The sequence below is a fragment of the Kutzneria chonburiensis genome (genome assembly GCF_028622115.1).
Lineage (GTDB): Bacteria > Actinomycetota > Actinomycetes > Mycobacteriales > Pseudonocardiaceae > Kutzneria > Kutzneria chonburiensis.
The window spans coordinates 9110232-9133641 of record NZ_CP097263.1 but is presented as its reverse complement, the minus strand read 5'-3'; the positions used below and the strand labels follow the sequence as shown (position 1 = coordinate 9133641).

The 23410-nt window shown below is 70.2% G+C and carries 24 protein-coding genes and 2 pseudogenes; 11 read left to right on the top strand and 15 right to left on the bottom strand.

All coding sequences use genetic code 11. The features are described 5' to 3' along the window. Window positions 1–5: 5 nt before the first annotated feature. The 6 genes from M3Q35_RS42530 to M3Q35_RS42505 all read right to left on the bottom strand — a co-directional run bounded on the left by M3Q35_RS42530 (window position 6) and on the right by M3Q35_RS42505 (window position 5934). Window positions 6–575 (bottom strand): hypothetical protein, encoded by a 570-nt coding sequence (locus M3Q35_RS42530; protein WP_273938252.1) that lies wholly within the window; start codon window positions 573–575, stop codon window positions 6–8. Between the two features lie 3 nt (window positions 576–578). Then, window positions 579–878: a WXG100 family type VII secretion target gene (locus tag M3Q35_RS42525; protein ID WP_273938251.1), complete on the bottom strand. Its 300-nt coding sequence runs from the start codon at window positions 876–878 to the stop codon at window positions 579–581. A 26-nt stretch (window positions 879–904) separates the two neighbouring features. Next, window positions 905–1237 (bottom strand): WXG100 family type VII secretion target, encoded by a 333-nt coding sequence (locus tag M3Q35_RS42520; protein WP_273938250.1) that lies wholly within the window; start codon window positions 1235–1237, stop codon window positions 905–907. A gap of 100 nt (window positions 1238–1337) precedes the next feature. Next, window positions 1338–4049 (bottom strand): AfsR/SARP family transcriptional regulator, encoded by a 2712-nt coding sequence (locus tag M3Q35_RS42515; RefSeq protein WP_273938249.1) that lies wholly within the window; start codon window positions 4047–4049, stop codon window positions 1338–1340. 86 nt (window positions 4050–4135) lie between these two features. Further along, entirely contained in the window at window positions 4136–5629 is a 1494-nt protein-coding gene (locus tag M3Q35_RS42510; protein WP_273938247.1) for a GMC family oxidoreductase, read from the bottom strand. Window positions 5630–5673: 44 nt separating this feature from the next. Then, a complete protein-coding gene (locus M3Q35_RS42505) occupies window positions 5674–5934 on the bottom strand; it encodes a hypothetical protein (protein WP_273938246.1) in 261 nt (86 codons plus the stop codon). 286 nt (window positions 5935–6220) lie between these two features. Between M3Q35_RS42505 and M3Q35_RS48680 the strand changes: the two are divergent. The 3 genes and pseudogenes from M3Q35_RS48680 to M3Q35_RS42490 all read left to right on the top strand — a co-directional run. Beyond that, window positions 6221–6730, top strand: a pseudogene (locus M3Q35_RS48680) (TetR/AcrR family transcriptional regulator); the annotation flags it as partial. 76 nt (window positions 6731–6806) lie between these two features. Continuing rightward, on the top strand, window positions 6807–7241 hold the full coding sequence (locus M3Q35_RS48675) for a DUF6653 family protein (RefSeq protein ID WP_337960526.1): 435 nt from the start codon (window positions 6807–6809) through the stop codon (window positions 7239–7241). A 68-nt stretch (window positions 7242–7309) separates the two neighbouring features. Further along, entirely contained in the window at window positions 7310–8173 is an 864-nt protein-coding gene (locus M3Q35_RS42490; protein WP_273938243.1) for a CPBP family intramembrane glutamic endopeptidase, read from the top strand. On the opposite strand, the gene M3Q35_RS42485 is transcribed toward M3Q35_RS42490, so the two are convergent. Beyond that, complete coding sequence (locus M3Q35_RS42485; protein WP_273938242.1) at window positions 8143–8796, bottom strand: response regulator; 654 nt, start codon at window positions 8794–8796, stop codon at window positions 8143–8145. The two genes, M3Q35_RS42490 and M3Q35_RS42485, sit on opposite strands and share 31 nt — an antisense overlap. Beyond that, the gene (locus M3Q35_RS42480; RefSeq protein WP_273938241.1) at window positions 8784–9965 is read right to left on the bottom strand and encodes a sensor histidine kinase; all 1182 of its coding nucleotides are present in this window, start codon (window positions 9963–9965) and stop codon (window positions 8784–8786) included. Before M3Q35_RS42480 ends, M3Q35_RS42485 begins: the two co-directional genes overlap by 13 nt. Window positions 9966–10092: 127 nt before the next feature. On the opposite strand from M3Q35_RS42480, the gene M3Q35_RS42475 reads away from it, so the two are divergent. After that, the gene (locus M3Q35_RS42475; RefSeq protein WP_273938240.1) at window positions 10093–10260 is read left to right on the top strand and encodes a hypothetical protein; all 168 of its coding nucleotides are present in this window, start codon (window positions 10093–10095) and stop codon (window positions 10258–10260) included. A gap of 3 nt (window positions 10261–10263) precedes the next feature. On the opposite strand, the gene M3Q35_RS48670 is transcribed toward M3Q35_RS42475, so the two are convergent. The 3 genes and pseudogenes from M3Q35_RS48670 to M3Q35_RS42465 all read right to left on the bottom strand — a co-directional run bounded on the left by M3Q35_RS48670 (window position 10264) and on the right by M3Q35_RS42465 (window position 11662). After that, window positions 10264–10776, bottom strand: a complete 513-nt coding sequence (locus tag M3Q35_RS48670) for a thioesterase family protein (RefSeq protein ID WP_337960648.1) — start codon at window positions 10774–10776, stop codon at window positions 10264–10266. 32 nt (window positions 10777–10808) lie between these two features. Further along, a pseudogene (locus M3Q35_RS48665) lies at window positions 10809–10946 on the bottom strand (acyl-CoA thioesterase domain-containing protein); the annotation flags it as partial. Between the two features lie 113 nt (window positions 10947–11059). Next, window positions 11060–11662, bottom strand: a complete 603-nt coding sequence (locus tag M3Q35_RS42465) for a CGNR zinc finger domain-containing protein (protein ID WP_273938238.1) — start codon at window positions 11660–11662, stop codon at window positions 11060–11062. Between the two features lie 195 nt (window positions 11663–11857). Between M3Q35_RS42465 and M3Q35_RS42460 the strand changes: the two genes are divergently transcribed. Together M3Q35_RS42460 and M3Q35_RS42455 are read left to right on the top strand one after the other, a co-directional pair. Continuing rightward, entirely contained in the window at window positions 11858–13870 is a 2013-nt protein-coding gene (locus M3Q35_RS42460) for a PQQ-dependent sugar dehydrogenase (RefSeq protein ID WP_273944688.1), read from the top strand. A 230-nt stretch (window positions 13871–14100) separates the two neighbouring features. Next, the gene (locus M3Q35_RS42455) at window positions 14101–15285 is read left to right on the top strand and encodes an MFS transporter (protein ID WP_273938237.1); all 1185 of its coding nucleotides are present in this window, start codon (window positions 14101–14103) and stop codon (window positions 15283–15285) included. Here M3Q35_RS42455 and M3Q35_RS42450 read toward each other — a convergent pair. After that, complete coding sequence (locus M3Q35_RS42450) at window positions 15203–16144, bottom strand: o-succinylbenzoate synthase (protein ID WP_273944687.1); 942 nt, start codon at window positions 16142–16144, stop codon at window positions 15203–15205. The two genes, M3Q35_RS42455 and M3Q35_RS42450, sit on opposite strands and share 83 nt — an antisense overlap. A gap of 135 nt (window positions 16145–16279) precedes the next feature. Between M3Q35_RS42450 and lexA the strand changes: the two genes are divergently transcribed. Beyond that, entirely contained in the window at window positions 16280–16945 is a 666-nt protein-coding gene (gene lexA / locus M3Q35_RS42445) for a transcriptional repressor LexA (protein ID WP_273938236.1), read from the top strand. A 37-nt stretch (window positions 16946–16982) separates the two neighbouring features. Here lexA and M3Q35_RS42440 read toward each other — a convergent pair whose 3' ends face one another. The 3 genes from M3Q35_RS42440 to M3Q35_RS42430 all read right to left on the bottom strand — a co-directional run bounded on the left by M3Q35_RS42440 (window position 16983) and on the right by M3Q35_RS42430 (window position 19430). Next, window positions 16983–18140, bottom strand: coding sequence for a chymotrypsin family serine protease (locus tag M3Q35_RS42440; RefSeq protein ID WP_273938235.1), 1158 nt, complete (start codon window positions 18138–18140; stop codon window positions 16983–16985). 112 nt (window positions 18141–18252) lie between these two features. After that, window positions 18253–18939, bottom strand: a complete 687-nt coding sequence (locus tag M3Q35_RS42435; RefSeq protein ID WP_273938234.1) for a hypothetical protein — start codon at window positions 18937–18939, stop codon at window positions 18253–18255. Further along, a complete protein-coding gene (locus tag M3Q35_RS42430; RefSeq protein WP_273938233.1) occupies window positions 18936–19430 on the bottom strand; it encodes a SigE family RNA polymerase sigma factor in 495 nt (164 codons plus the stop codon). The genes M3Q35_RS42435 and M3Q35_RS42430 overlap by 4 nt, the downstream gene beginning before the upstream one ends. Before the next feature lie 71 nt (window positions 19431–19501). Here M3Q35_RS42430 and M3Q35_RS42425 point away from each other — a divergent pair, with 71 nt between their 5' ends. From M3Q35_RS42425 to M3Q35_RS42410, 4 genes are read left to right on the top strand one after another with little or no spacing between them, the layout of a single operon-like run. After that, the gene (locus M3Q35_RS42425; protein ID WP_273938232.1) at window positions 19502–20398 is read left to right on the top strand and encodes a hypothetical protein; all 897 of its coding nucleotides are present in this window, start codon (window positions 19502–19504) and stop codon (window positions 20396–20398) included. Further along, a complete protein-coding gene (locus M3Q35_RS42420; RefSeq protein WP_273938231.1) occupies window positions 20398–21549 on the top strand; it encodes a peptidoglycan-binding domain-containing protein in 1152 nt (383 codons plus the stop codon). The genes M3Q35_RS42425 and M3Q35_RS42420 overlap by 1 nt, the downstream gene beginning before the upstream one ends. After that, window positions 21546–22217 (top strand): ABC transporter ATP-binding protein, encoded by a 672-nt coding sequence (locus M3Q35_RS42415; RefSeq protein WP_273938230.1) that lies wholly within the window; start codon window positions 21546–21548, stop codon window positions 22215–22217. Before M3Q35_RS42420 ends, M3Q35_RS42415 begins: the two co-directional genes overlap by 4 nt. Then, window positions 22208–23407, top strand: coding sequence for an ABC transporter permease (locus M3Q35_RS42410; RefSeq protein WP_273938228.1), 1200 nt, complete (start codon window positions 22208–22210; stop codon window positions 23405–23407). Before M3Q35_RS42415 ends, M3Q35_RS42410 begins: the two co-directional genes overlap by 10 nt. Window positions 23408–23410: the final 3 nt, after the last annotated feature.

Here is a 23410-nt window from a genome sequence, read left to right as displayed (position 1 = left end):
CCGCCTCAGCTGCCGGAGCCGCCCCACTTGACGTTGTCCAGGTCGCCGCCGGACTGGTTGAACAGCTCGTTGTACTTGTCGGCGGTCATCTTGTTGAGCTCGTCGGCCTTCTCGTAGGCCAGCAGCGTCTTGCCCACGTCGTCGATGACGTCCAGCAGCATCGTGTGGATCTTCTCGGTGGCCGTGACGAGGTTGTCGCCCACCGTGCCGACCGGCTTCTGCACCTTGGCTTTGGCCGTGAGGAACGCGCCGGGCTTGACGTAGACCGCCGGCACCAGGCTCTTGTTCACCGCGCTCACCGTGTTGGCCAGAATCCCCATGTTCCAGGCGAACCGGGCCATCGCCGCGGTGTTGACCGCGGTGTCGCCCTTGCCCGGGTGGGCCGGGTCGGTGCCGGGCACCTTGGGCGGGTCGTCGTGCTTGTTGCCGTCGGAGCGCATGTCCAGCGGCTTGGCCTGCGAGCCGTCGCCCTTGTACTGCTCGAACTTCTTGTTGTGGTCGGCGTCCTGCTGCTCCTGCCGCTTGTTCTCCTGCTCCTGCTGCTGCACGGATTTGGTGGGCTCGTTGCCGTTCATCGGCTACTGCGGCCCGAACCGCTTGGCGTTGGCCGACTCCGTGTCCGAGGTGCCTTCGTTGATGGCGGCCAGGGTCCGGCCGGCCGCGTCGAGCGCCTGCGGCAGCACGAGCGCCTTCTGGTGACAGTCGTCGTAGGCCTGCTGGAACGAGTCGGCGGCGGAGCCGACCCAGTGCGCCCGGTGCTTGTCGACCTCGGTCTTCATCGCGGCCAGCAGCTCGCTGATCTCGTTGGACTGCTGCTTGGCCCGCTCGACGGTCTCCTGCATGGACTGGAAGCTGATCTGGAACTGGCCGAGTGCCATGGGTTTTGTCCTTGTCGCCGTGGGGATCAGAAGTTGGACAGGCCACCGATGGCGCCGGCCGCGTTGCGGGCGCCCGAGGTGTTGTCCTGGTCCCGGTGGTCGTACTGCTGTGCCGCGTTGACCACGTCCTCGGACAGCCGGTTCAACCTGACCATGATCGACTGCACGGTCTGGTCGAACGCCCCCATGGCGTCCTGGAACACCACCGCCGCGTCCGACTGCCAGCTGACGAACAGGTCCTGCATGGTGTGGTCGACCTTCGTGCGCACACCCTGGATCTGGTTGCTCGTGGTGGAGATGGTCCGCGCGCCACCGCGCATCGCATCGGTGTCTACGTTCGAGCCGTCGTACGAAGCCACGCCTGCTCCTCTGCGAATGGGGCTTTGCAGCGAGTCTGGCTTCACGATCGCGGCGGCGCGGCTGTTCAGCGGCCGGAACGGGCCGTTCTAGGGAGACCCCTCACCAGAGGGCGTCGAGCCGTTCCTGGATGAGATCGGCGTTCTGGACGTCGTCCTGACGCCGGTACACCTCGAGCGCTTCCTGCCAGGCGGCGCGGGCCTGCTCGCGCTCGCCGAGGGCCAGGTGGGCCTGGGCCATGTTGTCGAGGGCCTGCGCGATCTCGTTGGTCACGCCGTGGCGGCGGAACAGCACGAGGGCCTGCTGGTAGTGGTCGACGGACTCGCGGTGCCGGCCGTCGAGGCGGTAGGCCAAGGCGAGGCTGTCCAGCACGGTCGCCTCGGCCTCGGTGTCGCCGCGGTCGCGGTAGATCGTCAGGGATTCGCCGCAGTAGTCGTAGGTGGCGTCGTACTCGCCGAGCTTGGCCGACATCCAGCCGGCCAGGTTGAGCGCGTCGGCCTTCCACACCGGCCGGTCGATCTGCTCGAAGAGTTGGCAGGCCTGTAGGGCGTGGGTCAGCGACCAGCGGTAGTCGGCGTGCCGCTCGCCGGCGATCGCCAGCGTGACGTGGGTATGGGCCTGCTGTTCGAGGTCGTGTGCCTGCTCGGCGACGGCCAGCGCCAGCTCCAGCTGCTCGCGGGCCTCCTCGTGCCGGCCGACGTCGGCGTAGGCGCGGCCGAGCAGGCGCAGCACGCGAAGCCGGACGATCGGATCGCCCAGCTGCTCGGCGGCATCGGCCGCCGCGCGCCACATGGCGACGCGGTCGTGGCGGCGGCCCCGCCGCAGGTGGTAGCCGCTGACCTCCCAGGCCAGCTGCCAGACCGCTCCGTGCCAACCGTGGTCGACGGCCAACTGCTGGGCGGCCACCAGGTTGAGGTCCTCGGCGTCGAACCAGGTCATCGCGGCCGCCGCGTCCGGTATCGGCGTGGGATGCGTGTCCGGGCCGGGCGGGTCGAACTGGGCCAGCCGGCGGTGCGGGTCCATGGCGCGGTCGGCGGCATGCGCAGTGTGCAGGTAGTAGTCGACGACCCGCCGCAGGGCCGCCGGCCGGTCGTCGTCCCTGGCCTGGTCAGCGGCGTACGAGCGGAGCAGGTCGTGCATGGTGTGCCGGCCGGCGTGCTCGGTGACGAGGTGTGCCCGGGTCAGCTCGGCCAGGGCCGCGTCGGTGCGGTCGAGGTCCAGGGCAGCCAGGTCGGCGGCCGCGTCACGGCCGATGTCCGGGCCTGGGTGCAGACCCAGCAGCCGGAACACGCGGGCCGCTTCAGCACTGAGGGCCTGGTACGACCAGGAGAACACTGTCCGCACGTCGGCCACGGAACCGAGGACGTCCAGCCGGCGGCGGGCGTCGCGCAGTTCCTCGGCCAGCGCGGCCAGCGGCCGGGTCGGGTTCAGGACCGCTTGCGCGGCAACGATGTTCAACGCGATCGGCAGCCGCGCGCAGGCCTCGATCAGCTCGTCGACCGCGGCCTGCTCGTGTTCGACGCGGTCGCCCAGGCGGCGGACCAGCATGTCGCGGGCCTCGTCGTGGGTGAACAGGTCGAGGGTCAGCGGCACGGCGCCGTCCAGCGCGACCAGCCCGGCGAGCTGATCGCGGCTGGTCACGAGCACGACGCAGCCGGCGGTGCCGGGCAGCAACGGCCGCACCTGGTCGGCGTCACGGGCGTTGTCCAGTACGACGAGCATGCGCCGCTCGGCCAGCAGCGAGCGGTAGAGCGCGAACTGGTCGTCCGGCTCGGTTGGCACGTTCGCCTGGCCCAGTGCGGTCAGGAATCCCCGGACCGCGGTGGCCGGTTGCACCGGCGTGCCGCCGAATCCGCGCAGGTTGACGTACAGCTGGCCGTCGGGGAACCGGTCCGCGTGCTGGTGGCCCCAGTGCACGGCCAGCGTGGTCTTGCCGACGCCCGCGGTACCGGCGATGGCCGAGATCACCATCAATGGCGTGGCCGGCAGCCGGGCGCTGAGGCCGGCCAATTCGGCGTTGCGGCCAACGAAATGCGCGGTGGCGGCCGGGAGTTGGCGTGGGACGGTCGCGCGCTTCCCGGTGATCGTCAGCGCCGGATCTCTGGTCAACACGGCCTGGTGCAGCTTCTTCAGCTCCGGCCCAGGGTCGACGCCGAGTTCCTCGGCCAACACCTCGCCGGCCCGGCGATAGGCGTCCAAGGCCTCGGCCGGTCGGCCGCTGCGGTACAGGGCCAGCATCAGCCGGGCCCAGATGCCTTCCCGCAGCGGGTTTTCGGTGGCCAGCACCAGGAGTTCGTCGACCAGTTCGCGGTGCCGGCCGCGGTTCAGGTCGAGGTCGACCCGATGTTCCCGGGCGGCCAGCCTCAGCGCCATCAGGCCCGGCACCACTTCGCGGTGCAGCACGTCACTCGGCACGTCGGCCAGCGGCTGTCCCTGCCACAGAGCCAGAGCCTCGTCCAGTGAGGCTTCGTCATGTTTGGCCGTCTTGATCGCATCCTGAAATCGATGCACGTCAACGGCATCGCGGTCGATGTCCAGCCGGTAGCCGGCCGCGGACGTGGCCAGCAGGCCACTGTCCACTTGGAACGTTCGGCGCAGTCGCAGCACGTAGTTCTTCAGGGTGTTGCGGGCCGTGATCGGCGGCTCGTCGCCCCACAGGCACTCGATCAGGCGCTCCGCCGGCACCGGCTCGCCGCCGGCCAGCGCCAGCACGGCGATCAGGACCCGCTGTTTGGCCGCGGCGATCGGCAGCACCGTGCCGTCGTGCCGGACCTCCAGCGGCCCCAGCAGGCGGAACCTCCACCCCTCGCCCACGAATCGCGCCCCGCCGATCAGCTATTTCCCCAGCTCCCCTTCGATAAACCGTGCCACAGTCGCCACCCGCCTGTCCACCCCGGTGGTCAGCTCAGAAAATCGGCGGCGGCCTCGGCGATCATGATGGTCGGGGCGTGCGTGTTGGCCGAGGTGATCGTCGGCATGACCGAGGCGTCGGCGACGCGCAGACCGTCGATGCCGTGCACTTCGAGCCGCGAGTCGACCACGGTGCCCATGGCGCACGTGCCGACGGGGTGGAAGTAGCTGGAGCACGCCGTGCGAATGAAGGAAACGGCCTCATCCCTGGACATTCGCCGCGCAGGCGCGACCCACGAGCGGATCAGCTTGCGGTAGGCCGGTTCCACGGCCAGCTCGGTGCACAGCTCGACGGCCGCCAGGAGGGCTTCCACATCTGCCTGCGCAGCCAGGAAGTTCGACTGGATCTCCAGCGGCCCGTCCACGGCTCGAAGCCTTACGTAGCCCCGGCTCTGCGGGCGCATCAGGCCTGGCAGCAGCGCGATACCGTGCGCCGGCGGCGGATACTCCTGCGCCAGTTCCGCTGTGAGGTAAGGGACCTGCATGGAGACGAGCATGATGTCCGGGACGACGAACTCCGGGCGGCTCCGCCAGAACAGGCTGCTGCCGGAGAGATTGCCGCTCACCGGCGGCAGTTCCTCGGTCTCGAAGCAGAAACCGCCCAGGAGCGGGTGGTCCTGGAGGTTACGACCGACGGGCAGGTCGGCGAGGACGTGGATGCCGAGCGCCGACAGCTCGTCGGCGGGGCCGATGCCGGAGTTCAGCAGCAGCCGTGGGCTGTCGATCGCGCCGGCGCAGAGGATCACCTCCGACGACGCCGTGGCGGTGTGGATTTGGCCCTGCCACTCGTATTCGACGCCGGTGCACCGCGTCCCGGCGAACGTCAGCAGCCGTGCCCGGGCCCCGCTGCGCAGGGTCAGCCGCGGATTGTCTTGCAGTGGCCCGAGGTAGCCGTCCCACGGGCTCTTGCGCATCCCGTCGCGGACGTTGAGCGAGAGCGGCCCGACCCCGAACGGCTCCGGGACGTTGTAGTCGTCGAGGTAGGGCAGGCCGAGGCTGATGCCGCTGTCGATCAGCGCCGACGCCGCCGGGTGCAGGTCCTTGACCCGCTCGACCGGTATCGGTCCGCCGGCCCCGTGATGGTCGGTCTCGCCGTCCTCCCAGTCCTCGGAGCGTTTGAACAGCGGCAGCACGGAGTCGTACTCCCAGCCCTCGTTGCCCATCGCGGCCCAGCCGTCGAAGTCGTGCCGGTTGCCACGGACCCAGGCGGTCGCGTTGATGCTGCCGGAGCCGCCGACGACCTTGCCACGGGCCAACGGAATCCTGCGCCCGGCGACGTGCGGGCTCGGCTCGTACGAGTACTGCCAGTCGTACTCGGAGCCGAGGTTTTCCACCCACCGCGAGGGGTTCGTGATGGTCGGGGCATCGGCCCGACCGGCGCCGGCCTCGATCACCAGCACCCTCGCGTCCGTACGGGCCAGCAGTCGGGCCGCCACCACGCAACCGGCCGATCCGGCCCCGATCACCACGTAGTCGTAGTCCATGGTCGCTCCTCAGTTCAGGCCGAGATCAGCGGCGTACGTGCGGATCAACTCGATGGTGAGATGGGGAATGTCCTCGCCGGCCGGCAGCCCCGGTTCGACGTCGGCCGGCTGGGCGAACTCGCCTCCGTCGCCCGCTCCCCCAGCGCCAGCCGGTCCGCGTACCCCGCCACCAGCATGTCGAAGAACTCCGCGAAGCTCAGCCCCGGGCGCTCCAGCGCCTGGTCCGGCCTCGCCTCACGCGCCTGTTGGTCGCGCGCCAGCAGCCCACCCAGCGCCCGCCTCTCCCGTTCGTCGAAAGTGGCCATCGGCACGCCTTTCCCATCAGCACCCAGGCTTCGACGGTAAGGCCCCGAGCCGACGGATGCTCACCTTGTCCGACCGCCGATATCGCGCGGTCTGCCCGTTCGCCCAGGCCTCACCCATCCACGGCGCGAATGGCACCGTGGAGTGCTGGTTTCAGACCGAGGTGTAGCAGTGCCCGGTTTGCGGCATTGAGACCGCACTGGCGGTGGGCGGTGTGGCCGCGCGCACATCCGGCCAGAGTCGGCGCTATTCCGATGCTTTGCCGGACCCTCGGACTTCGGTTTGGTCATGGCTGAACGCTTGTTCAACTTCCTGAACAAGTTGACGGTCGGGCCGGGGCGGGGCGAGCCTGGGGTCATGCACTCGAGCGACGACCTGAAGGCGCGGGCCCGAATCCGGGATGCGGCGCTGCTGCGGTTCGGCCGGGACGGGTTCGCGGGGACGCCGGTGCGGCGCATCGCGGCCGACGCCAAGGTGTCGGCGGCGCTGGTGGTGCACCACTACGGGTCCAAGCAGGGCCTGATCGAGGCGTGCGATGCCCACGCCATGGCGGCGGCCCGCGAGGCGGAGGACAACGGGCCGACGCTGAGCTATCTGGCCCGGGCCATGGTGGAGCGGCCGGCGGAGACGGCGGAGATGTTCGACGAGATGGTGGCCGTGACCGAGCGGACGCTGGCCGAACGGGGTGCGCGGCCGGTCGATGATCCGAGGCTGCGGGCGGTGGTGCTGGTCTGCATGGAGCTGGGCGGCTTCGCGCTGCACAACCAACTCGGCCGTCATCTCGGGGTCGACCCGTTCGGCCCGGACGGCCTGGAGCGGCTGGGCGTGGTGATCGCCGAGGTGCTGATGGGCGGCCTGTTCGAAGGGGTACGGCATGAAGGACGAGACCTGGCGGCGGCACGCCAACCCGTGGAGCGTGTGGACCCGGTTCGCGGCGATTCCGTTGCTGCTGCTGGCGATCTGGAGTCGGGACTGGATCGGCTGGTGGTCACTGGCCCCGCTGGCGGCGGTGGTGCTGTGGCTGGTCGTGAACCCGGGGGCGTTCCCGGCGGTGGACGTTCCGACCAGCTGGGCGTCGAAAGGCATCTACGGTGAGCAGATCTGGTTGCGGCAGCGGGATTCCCTGAGCGCCGAGAACCGACGCGCGCTGCGGCTGCTGGTCATTCCCGGTGCGGCCGGCATCGCGCTGGTGGCGTGGGGCCTGATCGCGCTGGACGTCTGGCCGACGGTGTTCGGGGCGACGCTGGTGGTGCTGGCGCAGTTATGGCGTATCGACCGCCTGGTTCGCGTGTACGACGACACGGTATAGCCTGCTGTACCCGGGTTTCGGGTGTGCACGGGAATGACCGCCGGGTCTCAGACTGGTGTGCTCTCCCGGTGACAATCACCGAGAACATCCGCCGCCGGCCGCTGATCTGGTTCTTCGCACTGGCCAACCTGCTCAGCTGGGCGGCCTGGACGCCGTACGTCCTGTCCGAGAACGGCCTGGGGCTGCTGCACTTCCGCTTCCCGGAGCTGCTCGGCACCAGCCAGTTCGCCGGCGTGCTGCCGGGCGCGTACCTCGGCCCGATCTTCTCCGCCTACGTGGTGACCAGGGTGGCCGACGGCCGGCCAGGACTGCGCCGCTGGGTCGGCCGGCTGGCCAACTGGCGGGTCAACTGGCGTTGGTACGTCGGCGTTGTCGTCGCGGTGCCGGCGGTATTGACTGTGGCCTCGGTCGCGTTGACCGACCGGGGACCAATGCTGCCGGCGATGGCCACGCTGATCGCGTACGTGCCCGGCCTGGTGTTGCAGATGATCACCACCGGACTGGCCGAGGAGCCCGGCTGGCGCGACTTCGCCTTGCCGCGCCTGCAAGAGCGGTTCGGCCCGCTCGGCGGCACGCTGGTCCTCGGCCCGCTGTGGGGCGTCTGGCACCTGCCGCTGTTCTTCTCCGACTGGGGCAACTGGCCGCACTGGACCTGGCTCACGCCGGTCGAGTTCGTGGCCACCTGCGTCACCTTCAGCATCATCATGACGTGGGTGTTCAACCGCTCCGGGGAAAGCCTGCCGATCGCCATGCTGTTGCACACCAGCGTGAACAACTTCTTCTCCATCGCCTGGTCGGAGATGTTCCCGACGCTGCCGATCCAGGCCACCTCGCACGCCTTCCTGCTCGGCTCGGCCACGATCTGCGTCGTGCTGCTGGCGGTGACCCGCGGCCGCCTGGGCTATCGCGCACCGGTCGTCGCCCTGAGGTAGCGCAACACCGCCGTGACGCGCCGGTCGGCACTGTCGGTCGGCGCGAGCTCCAGTTTGGCGAAGATGCTGCGAATGTGCTTGTGCACGGCCCCATCCGTGACGACCAGCCGCTCGGCGATGGCGCTGTTGCCCAGCCCCTCGGCCATCAGCGCCAGCACGTCCCGCTCGCGGGCGCTGAGCCGAGCCAGCCGGGTGTCAGGACGAACCATCAGCTGGGCAACGACTTCCGGGTCGATCGCCGTGCCGCCGCCGGCCACCCGCCGCAGCGCGTCGAGGAATTCCTCCACCCGGCCAACGCGTTCCTTGAGCAGATAGCCCAGCCGCGCGCCGCCGGTGGTGAACAGGTCGGTGGCGAACGCCTGCTCCACGTACGCCGACAACACAAGCACGGCCAATCCGGGCTGCCGTCGACGGGCCTCGACCGCCGCCACGATGCCCTCGTCGGTGTGGGTCGGCGGCATGCGGACGTCCACAATGGCCACATCGGGCATGTGCTCGTCAACGGCGGCAAGGAAGTCCTCGGCATTGGCCACGGTCGCCACCACGTCAAGGCCTTCGGCCTTGAGCAGCAAGGCCAGTCCCTCGCGCAGCAGCGAGTCGTCTTCGGCGATCACAATCCGCATGGCAGGCTCACAGTCACCACGGTCGGTCCCCCAGCGGGGCTGGTCAGCGTGAAGTCGCCGTCGTGGGCCTCGACGCGGCGGCGGATGCCCAACAGCCCGGAGCCACCGTCCTCGCCGGCCCCGCCGACGCCGTCGTCGGTGATCTCCACGAACAGCCGGTCATCCTTGCGGCGCAGGAAGATGGTCGCGGAAGAGGCCTGGCTGTGCCGGGCGACGTTGGTCAACGCCTCGGCCACCACGAAATACGCCGTCGCCTCCACGGACGCCGCACAGCGGTCGGGCAGCTCGGCGTCGAGACGGCAGGGCACCGGGCAGGCGGCGGCCAGCGCGGTCAAGGCGTCCGGCAGGCTGCGGTCGGCCAGGACGGGCGGCAGGATGCTGCGCACGACGCCGCGCAGCTCGGCCAGCGCCTGCTCGGCGGCATCCTGCGCGCGGTCGAGAATCTCCTTGCTGGCCAACGGATCCCGAGTCAATGACCGCTGCGCGGCCCCGATCAGCACGGTCACCGCGACCAGCCGGTTCTGCGTGCCGTCATGCAGCGACCGCTCGATCCGCCGCAGCTCGGCCGCGTGCGCGTCCAGGGCCGCAGCGCGCGTCGCCGTCAGTTGGGCAACGCGCAGCGCGAGATCGGGTTCGTGATCTGCTGACAGCAGGCGGATTCCCGGCCACGACTGCCAGCGCGCCATCGGCGGCAGCAGCACGAACATGACCACCAGCGCCGCCAACCCGGTGAGGCAGGCCAAGAACGCGTCGCCCCAGCTCGTCACCGTGAAGAACCCCTGCGCCGGCTGGGCGGCCGCCGGCGGCACGAACTGCCACCACAGCGGCAGCGAGGTGTCGTGCAGGACGTCGACCGGCAGCGTCAGCGCGGCGGCCCCGAGCACGAACCCGACGGTGGCGTGGCAGACCAGCCAGCCCAGTTCCCGCCGCAGCGGCACCGGACCGATGATCTCCCGTCCGCGGCGGGACAGTCGGGCCCGCTCCCGCTCGGCCACCACGTGGACGATGCGCAGCGCCTCCGGCAGCAGCAGGAAACCGACTCCGACCAGGCACAACGCGGCGCTGGCCGACAGCCAGACCAGCGCAACCACGGCCAGCAACGCGGTGCCGAGGCCGCCGGCGAGGTGTTCCAGCGCGTCCAGCACCGCGCGGGCCGATCGGGTGGGCATGTCCCGGACGATAAGCCACCCGCACCGCCCGCGGCCACGCCGAAGGCGCGGAAGTACAGCCTGCTGTACCTCGAACTCTCCCGCTCACGGGATCGATCGCGACCCACCGGCTGCCTACGGTCGAGACATGACCACCACACGCATCGTTCTCTGGGTCCTGCTCCTGATCAGCGCCGTGGGCAACGTCGTGATGTCAGCGTCCGGCCTGCACGTGCTCGTCGGCATCGGCTTCGGACTGCTCACGCTGGGCTTTGCCACGGCGTTGGTCGTGGATCACCGACGCCGCCGGGCGTGAGGATCACGGCAGCCGCACGCCGGCGAGCTGGATCGCCTGCACCACCAGCCGTCCGGTGCTGTCCCACACGTCACAGGCCTGATCGACCCAGGGTCCGTCGACCAGCCGGGCCTTGCTCACCACCCGCAACGGTCCGGGCGCCGGCAGCGCCCGCACGTACGCCGTGAGCTCCAGGGTGGCCACCCAACCGGTCGTGGCGATGTCGAACGTGGCCGGCGGAAACGCGTCCACCGCGTACAGCAGGGAAATCGGGTCGAACGCCACGCCGCCGGGCAGCGCGAGCCAGCCCTGATCTCGCCACGGCCGCTCGGCGTGCCGGCGAAAACCTGGTGGCTGTCGGGATCGAGGCGCACGTCGGCCTCGGCCATCATCGCGGCCGGCTGCCCACCCGGCGTGACCGCGGGCAGCCGGATCGCCGCCGCGGGGTCGGTCATGGCCGGGTCGGGCAGGCCCCTCTGCCAGGCCGGCTCGGAGTTCGGCGCGAGAGTGCCGAGGGTGAAGGTGGCCTCCACGCACGGCTTGTCGTCGACCAGCAACCGGCCTCGCAGCTGGCTGGTGGATCGGCCGGCGCGCAACGGCTCCACCTCGATCCGCGCCGGCCCGGGCTCGGGCGAACGCAGGAAGTGCGCGCTGGCCGCGAGCACGTGCGGGTGCGCGCTGAGCTCGGTCACGGCCCGGCCGATCATGGCCAGCAGGTAGCCGCCGTTGGGGTGGCCGACGATCGTCCATCGTGGACTGATGTCGGCCTTGAACTCGAACGGGGCCATCGCCGAAACGGCGGTCACATCGGCAAACGTGGTCATGATCCGATCCCTTCGGCGGCCCGTCTGCGGGCCCGCGACGCCCGGAGGTTGGCCGGGTTGCCGCAGGTCCGCACGCTGTGCCAGACGCCGTTGTTGTTGCGGGTGTGGTCGTAGAACGTGGCCACGCAGTGGGGATTGCGGCAGGCCTTGAGGCGACGCCAGGTCCCGTTCTCCTGGGCCAGGAAGCATTCGGCCAGCGCGGCGGAGGCGATCCAGCGCCAGCCGTCGCCGGCCGGCCGCAGCGCGAAGGACGGTCCCGGGACCACCTCGACGGCCGCCGTGCCGACCAGACCGTCCACAGCCGTCTCACCGGTGACCAGGCCGCGCAGCTGTTCGCGTAGCGCCAGCAGCGGTTCGAGGTCCGTCGCGGCCAGTCGCGGTGCGACCAGCGGGCCGCGGTGCTCGGCCAGCGCCGGCACCGCGCCGGCCAGCCACGTCCGGGCCGAGGCCAGGTCGCCCAGCAGCTCGTCGTGCCGGTGCCAGCGCTCGGGCAGGCCGTCCGAGCAGGTGTTCAGCAGATCCTGCACGAACCCGAGGCCGCCGGGCGCCGGGACCAGGCCGTCGACGCGCTCGGTCGCGGCCCACCGTGTGGTGGTCATGACACTAGCGTATGCACTTAGCTAGTGTCATGGCAAGGCCGGTTGACGAGCACCGGCCGCACTCGTACATTGACGTGCTGGTGTAAACGTTTTCATCCCCGCCGCCGCGCCATCGATGGACACAAGTGGAAGGTGCGGGCCGTGCCCAGAACGAGACTCCTCGCCGTCGTGGTGGCGGCGCTGGTCGCCGTGACCATGGCGGCAACGCCGGCTTCGGCGGCGGACACGTTGCTGTCACAGGGAAAACCCGTCGTCGCCTCCTCGTCCGGCGGCTGCTGCCAGCCGGCGAACGCGGTCGACGGCAACACCGCCACCCGGTGGGCCAGCGCGGCGAACATCGACCCGTCGTGGATCTACGTCGACCTCGGCGCCGCCTACGCCGTGCACGAGGTGAAGCTGACCTGGGACGCCTCGTGCGCCAAGGCGTACCGGGTCGAGGTCTCCCCCGACACGACCAACTGGACGGCGATCCACACCACCACGTCCGGCCAGGGTGGCGTGGAGGACCTGACCGGCCTGTCCGGAACCGGCCGCTACGTCCGGGTGTACGGCACCCAGCGCTGCCGGACCGACGCCAGCAAGGGCTATTCGCTGGACGAGTTCCAGGTCTACGGCACCGGCGGCGACACCACCGCGCCGACCGCGCCCGGCACCCCGACGCTGGTCAGCAGCACGTCCAGCAGTGTCACCATCCAGTGGCCGGCGGCCACGGACAACGTCGGCGTCGTCGGGTACGACGTCTACCACGACGGCCAGCTGTGCGCGCAGGTCACCACACTCACCGGCACGTGCAGCGGCTTGAGCCCGAGCACCAACTACGGCTTCTACGTCAACGCCCGTGACGCCGCCGGCAACGTCTCGCAGCCCAGCCCCACGCTGTCGGTCACCACGCCGCCGTCGGACGACCACACGCCGCCCTCCGCGCCGACCAACGTGCACACGACGTCGGTGACCAGCACCAGCATCGGCCTGGCCTGGACCGCCTCCACGGACAACGTGGGCGTCACCGGCTACACGGTGTACAACGTGGTCAACGGCTCGCCGGTGGCCATCGGGTCGTCCAGCGGCGCCGCACCGAGTGCGCAGCTGAGTGCGTTGAGCCCCAACACGACCTATCACCTCCAGGTCACCGCAGCCGATGCGAACAAGAACGTCAGCGACCCGTCGGCGGTGCTGGATGTGACCACCCCCAACGGTTCCTGCACGCAGCCGGTCTGCACCGTCACGCAGGTCGGGGCCAGCGACGACGTCGTGTGGGGTCTGGTCACGCTGCCCGACGGCACCATCCTGTTCAACGAGCGGGACGTGCACGACATCGTGCACCTGAACCCCAAGACCGGGGCCAAGAAGGTCATCGGCACCGTGCCCAACGTGCAGAGCACCGACGGCGAGGGCGGCCTCACCGGGCTGGAGATCAACCCGGCCGGCTTCTCGTCCGACCACTGGCTCTACATCATGCACACTTCCCCGTCGGACAACCGGATCGTGCGGATCAAGTACGACCCGACGGCCGACGCCTTGCAAACCTCGACCGAGCAGGTCCTGCTCTCCGGCATCGCCCGCAACAAGTTCCACAACGGCGGCCGGCTGCGGTTCAGCCCCGACGGCAAGTACCTCTACGCCGGCACCGGCGACGCACAGAACGGCGACAACGCGCAGAACACCAGCAGCCTCAACGGAAAGGTGCTGCGGATCAACCCCGACGGCAGCATCCCGGCCGACAACCCGTTCCACAACGCGGTGTGGAGCTACGGGCACCGCAACGTGCAGGGGCTGGCGTTCGACTCGCAGGGCCGGTTGTGGGAGCAGGAATTCGGCAACAGCATCATGGACGAGACCAACCTGATCACCAAGGGCGGCAACTACGGTTGGCCGTCGTGTGAGGGAACCTCGGGTACCTGCGGCACCGCCGGCTTCATCAAGCCCAAGCACACCTATCCGGTGGCCCAGGGTTCGTGCAGCGGCATCACCATCGTCCGTGACGTGCTCTACGTCGCCTGCGAGCGTGGGACCCGGCTCTACCGCGAGGTGATCAGCGGCGACAGCCTGACCAACGTGCAGGTGTTCTTCGACGGCACCTACGGCCGGCTGCGCACCGTCGAGCCCGCGCCGGACGGCGGCATCTGGCTGACGACGTCCAACAACGGCGACAAGGACAGCACCCCGCACAACAGCAACGACCAGATCTTCCACGTGTCACTGGGTTAGCTTGACGGCTCCGCCGGGTCCACCTTGACGGACCCGGCGTTGCCAACCCCTAGATCGCTCGGCCCCGCCCCTGCTTCGCCCGGTTGGCGGATTTCGGCCGCCGCTAGCGACGCGCCCCACCACCTGCGCCGATGCGGCGGTCGATATCCGGCAAGGGCGAGGCAGGGGTCACGAGGGGCCGAGCCGCGACGCCGGAGGCGGCGCCAACAATACTGCTAGATTCACGTCACGTGCTCACTCGTCGCCTGACCGCCGTGCTGGCCGCAACGTGCGCTGTCACGGCGTCCAATCTCTACCTGGTCCAGCCGGTACTCGGCGAAGTGGCCGCCGACCTGCGGATCGGCGAAGGCGTCGCGGGCATCGTGCCGACCACCACGCAGCTCGGCTGCGCGGCGGGCATCTTGTTGCTGGTGCCGCTGGGCGACATCCGCGACCGCCGGCCGCTGATCCTGGCCATGATGGCCGCGACCACGCTGGCGCTGGTCGGGGCGGCGGTGGCGCCGTCGGTGGGGTGGCTGGCGGCAGCCGGTTTCCTGATCGGGCTGTTCACGGCGATTCCCCAGGTGGTGCTGCCGCTGGGGGTGGCGCTGAACGGCGGGGAGCGCAGCGGGCACGTGGTCGGCATTCTCCAGGGCGGCCTGCTGGTCGGACTGCTGGCATCGCGGGCCTACGCGGGAGCGATCGGCGAATGGCTCGGGTGGCGGGCGGTGTACTGGTGCTCGGTGGCGATCATGGTCGTGGTGACCCTGGTGCTGCTGCGGATGCTGCCGAGCGTGCCGGCCCGGTCGACGATCAGGTATCCGGATCTGCTGCGCACGCTGCCGAGGTTGCTGACCGGCCGGGTGCTGCGGGTCTGCGCGGCTGGCGTGCTGGTCGGGGCAGCATTCGGCGCGTTCTGGAACACACTGCCGTTCCTGCTGCTGCACGACTTCGGCCTCGGACCGGCCGTTGCCGGCCTGTTCGGGCTGGTGGCGGCGGCCAGTGCGCTGGCGTCGCCGCTGGCCGGACGGCTGACCGACCGACTGGGGCCACGGGTCGGTCAGTCGGCGCTGGTCTTCGTGCTGGTACTGGGCTGGGCCGCGCTGGCCGTTGGTCCATTGTGGATCGGTTGGCTGGTGATCGGCACTGTGCTGCTGGACATCGGCGTGTGGGGCAACCAGGTGGTGAACCAGTCCGTCCTCTTCGGACTGGACGCCGCCCACCACAACCGGTTGAACACGCTCTACTTCTTCATCCGCTACCTGGGCATCTCCGTCGGCCTCGCCCTCGGCTCGCAGCTGTGGGTGCTCGGCGGCTGGCCGGCCGTCGCCACTCTCGGACTGGGCCTGGCCGTCACGGCGCTGCCGGCGGCCGTCCTTGCAGCCCCAACACGCGGTCCAGCCGCCGCTGCCACCAGGTCAAGCGCTCCCCGGTGAGGGCGTAACGGTCCAACAGCTCGGGATCCGGCGTCGGCGGCTGCGTCGGAACCGGCAGGAAGCCGTCCACGACCGCGAACGAATCCCGCACGATGTCCCCGTCGAGCAGCGACAGAGTGCCCAGCCCACAAGCGAAATCCAGCTCCGGCAAGGCCCCGGCCAGCGCCAGCTGCGCGGCCAGACCCACGCTCGTCTCCAACGCCGAGGAGACCACCACCGGCAGGCTCGTGGCCTCGGCCACCTGCATCGCCCGCCGCACCCCGCCCAGCGGGGTGCACTTGATCACGGCGACGTCGGCCGCGCCGGCCACCGCGACCTTGAGCGGGTTGTCGGCCCGACGGATGGACTCGTCGGCCGCGATGCGCACGTCCACCTTGCGCCGCACCGCCGCCAGCTCCTCGATGGTCCGGCACGGCTGCTCCACGTACTCCAGGCCACCGGCCGCCCGCGCCATCTCCCGGATGTGGTGCACCGCCGTGTCGACGTCCCATACCGCGTTGGCGTCGATCCGGATCCGGCCGTCGGGGCCGAGCGCGTCCCGGACCGCCTCCAGCCGGGCCATGTCCTCGCCCAGCGACGCCGGATGGTCGGCCACCTTGACCTTGGCCGTGCCACAGCCCGACTTCGCCACGATCTCGTGCGCCCGCACCGGATCCACCACCGGCACCGTGCAGTTGATCGGAATCAGGTCCCGCACCGGCGCCGGCCAGCCCCGTGTGCACTGCTCCACCGCCGTGGCCAGCCAGGTGGCGGCCACCGCGTCGTCGTAGTCGTCGAACGGGCAGAACTCGCCCCAGCCGTTCGGGCCACGCAGCACCGCCCCTTCCCGCACCGTGATGCCACGGAACCGGGTCGTCATCGGGATGGCGAAAAACCGCACGTCGTCGAAGCTCGGCACGGTTCCACCTTAACGTTTCGAACGCGTGAGCGGATTCACCGGGCGAATGGGGGATCCGCCGGATTCGGTGAATAGCGCCCGTCCTATGATCAACCGGTGACCGCATACACCGATTTCGACCCGTTCCAGGACATGGACGTGGAGTCGCTGCCGGAGCGGCAGGTGAAGATCCTGGCCACGATCACGGAGTGGGTGGTCGAGTTCGGCTATGCGCCGAGCACGCGGGAGATCGCCGACCGGGTCGGCCTGAAGTCCAACTCCTCGGTGTCGAAACACCTCGCGGCGTTGGAGGAGAAGGGCTACCTGCGGCGCAGCCCCTCGGTCTCGCGGCCCATCGACGTGCGGGACTTCCTGCGCGGCAGCGCCAAGAGCCGTGAGCACGGCGACGGCGCGGTGAGTGTGCCGGTGGTCGGCGACATCGCCGCCGGTATTCCCATCACGGCCGAGGAACACGTCGACGACATTCTGACGCTGCCTCGGGAACTGACCGGCCGCGGCACCGTATTCGGCCTGCGGGTCCGCGGTGACTCGATGGTCGACGCCGCCATCTGCGACGGCGACATCGTCATCATCCGCAAGCAGCAGGAGGCCCATTCCGGGCAGATCGTGGCGGCCATGATCGACGGTGAAGCCACGGTGAAGGTTTACAAGAAGCAAAACGGCCACGTCTATCTCGAGCCGCGGAATCCGGCCTACGCCGTGATCGACGGCGACCGGGCCGAGGTGCTCGGCGTGGTGGCCTCGGTGCTGCGCTCGGTGTGAGAACAGGGGCGGATCCGGGCCGATCCGCCCCTGCCGTTCACGGCGTGGTGTTGATGCCGCCGCGGAACTGGGCCTGGATGGCCGCGTACCGCTCCGCGTAGCCGGTGTGGAACAGGTGGCCGTTACGGACGCCCTGGTGCCGGCCGACGTGCATGCCGACGATCTCGGCGGTGCCGTGTCCGTGCGGGTCGAGGTCGTAGATCGCCGCCCCCGAGTCGCCGCCCTGGGTCATCTGCGCACCGTCCGTGCGGGCGTACTGGATGAGGTTGGTCGTGCACTGCGAGGACGGCGGCAGGTCCGGGTCGAGGTTGGGGCAGAACACGGCCGAGGTGCTGACGATGCTGGCGAAGCAGCTCTCGCTGACCGTGACACCGCCGGCGACGCACACGCCGCTGGAGTGGATGAAGCCGGTGCCCGGATTCCAGGCCACCGACACGTACCGGGTGGTGTTGGCGCTGGTCCAGATCTGGCCGGCGTAGCCGCCGCAGTCGCAGCGGATCTTGGCCATGTCGTAGCGCGGGAACGGCGGGCGGGCGGTGGTGGTGCCGTATTCGTGCTGACCCGAGTTCCAGTGCGTGTTGATACCGCCGCAGTGGCCCGCGGTGACCGAGTACGTGCCGCCGTCGGTGTCACGCATGGAGAAGCCGGCGGTGCACGTGCCATAGCGGTTGTTGATGTTCGCACCGCCGAAGTGGTTCGGCCCGCAGTCGTTGTTCCGTGCGCACGCGGCGACGCCGGCCGGCTCGGCCGGCGCGTGGCCGATGTCCTCGGTCATCTTGTCCGCCGGCGAGGTGTCCAGCTCGACCTTGCCGGTGGCCCGCAGCTCCCCGGCCAACGAGTCCGGCACGGTGCCGCTGACCACGGTCGCGTCCTTGGCCGCGTCGTAGTAGAAGCCCATGCCGTACTGGGGATGCTTGTCGTGGAAGGCGATCAGCTTGGCCTGCGTCGCGTCGAGGTCGGCCGCGGTCTGCGAGCTGTGGCGCACGGCGAACGGCGCGGTGGCCGGCAGCGCCGCCTCGCTCGACACCGCCGCTGTGACGTGGCCGGCCTCGTCGGCCGACATTCCGATCACGTGGTTGGCCAGTGCCCAGGACTGCTGGGCGGCGGCGTCGACCAGCGGCGCGGCCGGCGCCACCGATGCCGTCAGCACCAGTATTCCCATACAGGACAACAGGATTGCCAGTAGTCGTGTCATGCGAGGGACGCTAACGTCGCCGAACCGGTGAAAACAGACAAGCCGGCCGCACTGACAGGGCTTGTTGCCCGACGGCTTCGGGATCCCGACGGCCGTCGCCAGGCGGCGGCGGTCAGCGCCCGGGACCGCTGCCGTTGGCCAGCAGGTTGCCGGCGGCGTCGAAGGCGGCGAGCTGGACGACGCTGGACATGCTGATGTCCTCGGCGCTGGACTTGGGCGCGGCCCAGAACAGGGTGACGTTGAGCTCGGGCACGGCCCGGTCGAACACCGCCAGCTCGTCGCCCTGGTAGGTGGCCTTGAACTGGCGGACGGAGCCGGTGAAGTAGCCGTACAGCGGCAGGAAGCTGACGGGATGGCCGGTGGCCACGCCCTGGAAGCCGCCGGCGGTGAAGTCGGCGTCCTCGGCGGAGACGGGGGTGATGGTGCCGTCGGCCGCCTTGTGCGCGAGGACGAGCTGGTACCTGGTCGTTCCGGCGGCGCGGGCGAAGTACAGGACCGCGTGGCCCTGGTTGTCGACGACGCCGGTGTCCACAATGGTCCCGAACGGCCGCACCTCGAGCGTGGCCCGTGGCGGGGCGGCCACCGAGATGCTGGCCGGGACCTGGGTTCCGCGGAAGATCTGGACACCGACCACCGTGCCGGCCACGACGAGGAACGCCGACAGGACGGCAGCCCCGGTGAGCAGCCGTCGTCGGGCCCGGCGACGGCTGCCGAGGGTCATGACACGCTCGATGTCGACCGGGGAGAAAGGCGGCGGCGGCTCGGCCATGGCGTCCCGGAGCCGGTCGATGTCACTCACGACACACGCTCCGCCAGGTCGTCGGACAGCCGCATCTTGGCCAGTGCCCGCGACGCCGTGCTCTTCACGGTGCCGACGGAAACCCCCAGCTCGACGGCCACATCGGCCTCGGACAGGTCCCAGAAGTGGCGCAGCACGACAATGGCCCGCTCCCGCGCCGACAGCCGGCCGAGCGCCCGCATCAGCCACTCCTGTGTGGCCACGCCGTCGACGAAATCGCCGGGGGCCGGCCGTTCGGGCAGCTCTTCGGTGGCGTCCTCGCGGAACGGTCGCCGCCAGCGGTCGATGACCAGGTTGGCCAGCACCTTGCGGGCATAGGCGAACGGGTCCTGCCGCCGGATCCGGGACCACGCCGTGTACACCCGCACCAGCACGGTCTGCACGTCGTCCTCGGCCTGGTGGCGGTCGCCGGTCAGCAGGTAGGCGGCGTGCTGCAGCCGCCCGGTGCTGGCCTCCACGAACTCCACGAACTCCACGTCACCTCGGGCCATGACCGCTCCGACGCCCGACCCCCGGCACAGGTTGCCTCAACCTTTCCGGAGCACCACTCGTCGAACCCGACATGACCACCACGATAAGGGCTGTCGCGGCAGTGCTCGGCCTCGGTGCGCTGCTGGCCGGCTGCGGCGGCGCCCCGTCGGCGGGCCCCTCGACCACCGGCCCGTCGGCAGCCGCGCCGACGCAGGCCGGCCCGGACACCAACACGCCGGAGGGGCGGGCCGAGGCCGACTCCATCAAGTTCGAGAACCTGATGGCCGACTGCATGAAGGCCGCCGGCTTCCAGTACGTGCCGCATCCGCAGCACTACACCCGGCCGGCCGGCAACGTCGCCGGCAAGGACCCGGCGACCGTGCCGTACGACGTGTTGAAGACATACCGCCAGAAGTACGGCTATGGCTCCAACTACGCGTCCGACGTGTACCCGAACGACCCCAACGTGGTGCAGACCTACTCCCCGGACCAGAACCCCAACAACGCCATCCGCGCCGCGCTGGACCCGGCCCGCCAGCTGGCCTACGACCAGGCCTACGACGGCGGCTCCCGGGAGGCGCGGCAGCCCGGCGACAAGAAGGACTACAAGATGGGCGGCTGCGCGGCCAAGATCACCCCGCAGATCGGCACCAATGCGAACGTCACCACCGATCCGGCCGCTCAGGCGGCCGGAGCCCAGGCCGAGCAGGAGTTCACCACCAATGCGGCGGTGCTCAACGCGGCCCAGGCCTACGGCAGTTGTCTTCAGCAGCACGGCTACTCGGTGCCCAGCACCAAGCCCGGCGTCATCGAGCGCACGCTGGAACAGCTGGTGCAGCAGGAGCACAGCGACCATCCGGTGGCCGACAAGAAGCAGGGTCTGGCCAAGGAGATCCAGATCTCCCTCGACGACCTGGAGTGCGGCAAGGCGTATGAGGTGGCGGCCAAGCCGTTCGTGGAGAAGCTGCTGCAGAACGGCGTCGGCTGATGCGGCCGAGGCGGGTGATGCTGCTGGTGGTCTGCGCGGCGCTGGCCACCGGCGCGGCCGGTTGGGCCGTCGGCGCGCAGATCACCTCCCCGGCCGACGCGGCCGCCGCGCACCAGCCGCCGCCGGCTTCGTTGATCACGGTAGCCGTGGTCAAACAGGCCCTGGCCAGCACGATCACCGCGCAGGGCACGATCAGCTACACCGGCGCGACGCCGCTGACGCTGACCGGCACGGTCGGCGGGGCCACCACGCAGCTGGTCACGCGGGCGCCGGCGGTCGGCGCGACCGTCGGTTCCGGGCAGCGGCTGCTCGAGGTCAGCGGCCGGCCGGTTTTCCTGCTGCCGGGCCAGGTTCCGATGTACCGGACGCTGTCGGACGGCATGAAGGGCGACGACGTCCGGCAGCTCCAGCAGGCGCTGACCGCGCTCGGCTACGGGCATCTGAGCAACGGGACGTTCGACGTGGCCACCCAGATCCAGGTCAAGCGCTGGTACGAGCACACCGGCTACGAGCCGCAGGCCGAGGCCGACAAGACCACCGTGCCGTCGGGCGAGATCCTTTTCCTGCCAACGCTTCCGGTGCGGGTGGACACCGTCACGACCCGGGCCGGCGCGACGGCGAGCGGCCAGATCGGGACCGTCACCAACAGCACGGTGAACATCCAGAGCACGCTGCCGTCGGCCGACGCGCAGTTCGTGCGGACCGGCATGAGCGCCAAGCTCACGCTGCCCGACGGCACCACCATGGCGGCCAAGGTCGACGCGCTGGGCAAGGACGCCGCGCCGCCGGTCACCGATCAGCCCGCGCCGCCGCAGAACCAGCAGCAACCACAGCAGCAACAACAACAGCAGTCCACTTCGGACGCAACACCGATGCGGTTGACCGCGGTCGATCCGGCCGCGCTGGCGGCGTACGCCACCAAGGCGGCGAAGATCGATATCGAGGTCGGCAAGACCAATGGCGAAGTGCTGGTGGTGCCCGTCGCGGCCGTGGCGACCAGCCAGGACGGGTCGACGCGGGTGCAGGTGCAGGACAAGGACGGCGCGGTGCACGACGTGCCCGTGCGGGTCGGGCTGACCGCCAACGGCCTGGTCGAGGTGTCCGGGACGGGACTCGTCGCGGGCGCACGAGTGGTGGTGGGCAGCAAGTGACCGACGTGGTCATCGAGCTGGACGGGGTTGGCCGGGTGTTCCCGGCCGGTCCGCCGGTGGAGGCGTTGAGTGATGTGCGGTTGACCGTGCGGCGCGGCGAGTACGTGTCGATCGTCGGCGCGTCCGGCTCCGGGAAGTCGACGTTGCTGAACACGTTGGGGCTGCTGGATCGTCCGACCTCGGGCAGTTATCGCCTTGACGGCGTCGAGACCGCGGGGCTGAGTGACCGGCAGCGGACTTCCCTGCGGGGCAGCCGGATCGGCTTCGTCTTCCAGTCGTTCCATCTGCTGTCGTACCGCAGCGCGGTGGACAACGTGGCCATGGCCGAGTTGTACGGGTCCGCCGACCGCAAACATCGTTCGGAGCGGGCGGCCCAGGCGTTGGAGCAGGTCGGTTTGGCTCACCGCAAGGATTTCCGTCCGGACAAGCTGTCCGGCGGTGAACGGCAGCGGGTGGCCATCGCCCGTGCCCTGCTGGGCCGCCCGGCCTTGCTGCTGTGTGACGAGCCGACCGGAAACCTGGACCGGGCCAACACTTCCGGCGTGTTGGACCTGTTCGACGAGCTGGCCGCCGACGGCGTCACGCTGATCGTGATCACCCATGACGAGCAGGTCAGCCGGCGCGCGCAGCGCCGGGTGCGGATCGAGGACGGCCGGCTGTGCGACTGATCGACCTCGGCGACGAGGCCTTGGCCGGCGTCGCCTCGCGGCCCGTGCGGACCGCGTTGACCATGCTCGGCACCTTCATCGGCATCACCACCTTGGTGATCACGCTCGGCGTCGCCGCCACCGCTGGCAACCAGATCGCCGGCCGTTTCGATGCCGTCAGCGCGACCGGCATCACGGTCACCGTTCCCTCGAACGCCGCGGGTCCGCCATTGGTCGCGTGGACCGGCCTGGCCGATCTCCTGCGCCTCAACGGTGTCCATGCCGCCGCTTCGGTGTCCGAAATGGACTCAGCCAGCAATCCCGCGGTGCGGGCCAATGAGCTGCACGACCCCGACGTCGTCAGCGACCGGGCGTTGCCCGTCGTCGCCGCGACCGCCGGTCTGCCCGAGGTCGTCAACGGTTCCGTTGCCCAGGGCCGGTTCTTCGACGCCGGGCACGTGTCCCGGCACGACCGCGTCGCCGTTCTCGGTGCCACTGCGGCCAAACTGCTCGGCATCACCCGGGTCGACGACCAGCCGGCCGTGTTCGTCAACGGGCAGGCTTTCACCGTCATCGGCATCCTCGGTTCGTCCGGTCTGGACCTGGACCACGCTTTGGACGCCTCCGTGATCCTGCCTTACACCGCCGCCGCCGACCGCCTCAAGATCGGCCCGCCGACCAAGGTCTTGATCCGCACCGACCTCGGCGCCGCACCACTGATCGCCCGGCAGGCCCCGATCGCCTTGAGCCCCAACGACCACAGCCAGCTCCAGGTTCTCGCCCCGCCCGATCCGGCCACCTTGCGCGGCGGCGTCGAGCACGACGTCAACGGCCTCTTCGTCGTCCTCGGCTTGGTTTCCCTGGTCGTCGGCGCCATCGGCATCGCCAACGTCACGCTGGTGACCGTCATGGAACGCATCGGCGAGATCGGCCTACGCCGCGCTTTAGGCGCCCGCCGCCGGCACATCGCCGCCCAGTTCTTGGTCGAGTCGGGGACGGTCGGCCTGATCGGCGGCGTCATCGGCACCAGCGCCGGCATCGTCGCCGTGGTCGTCATCTCGGCTTTGAACGGGTGGACGCCCGTGCTCGACTTGTCCCTGGCCGCCGGCGCCCCCATCGCCGGCGCCGCCGTCGGCCTGCTCGCCGGCCTCTACCCAGCTCTGCGCGCCGCCCGCCTGGAACCGGTGGACGCCCTGCGATCGGGGACCTGACCA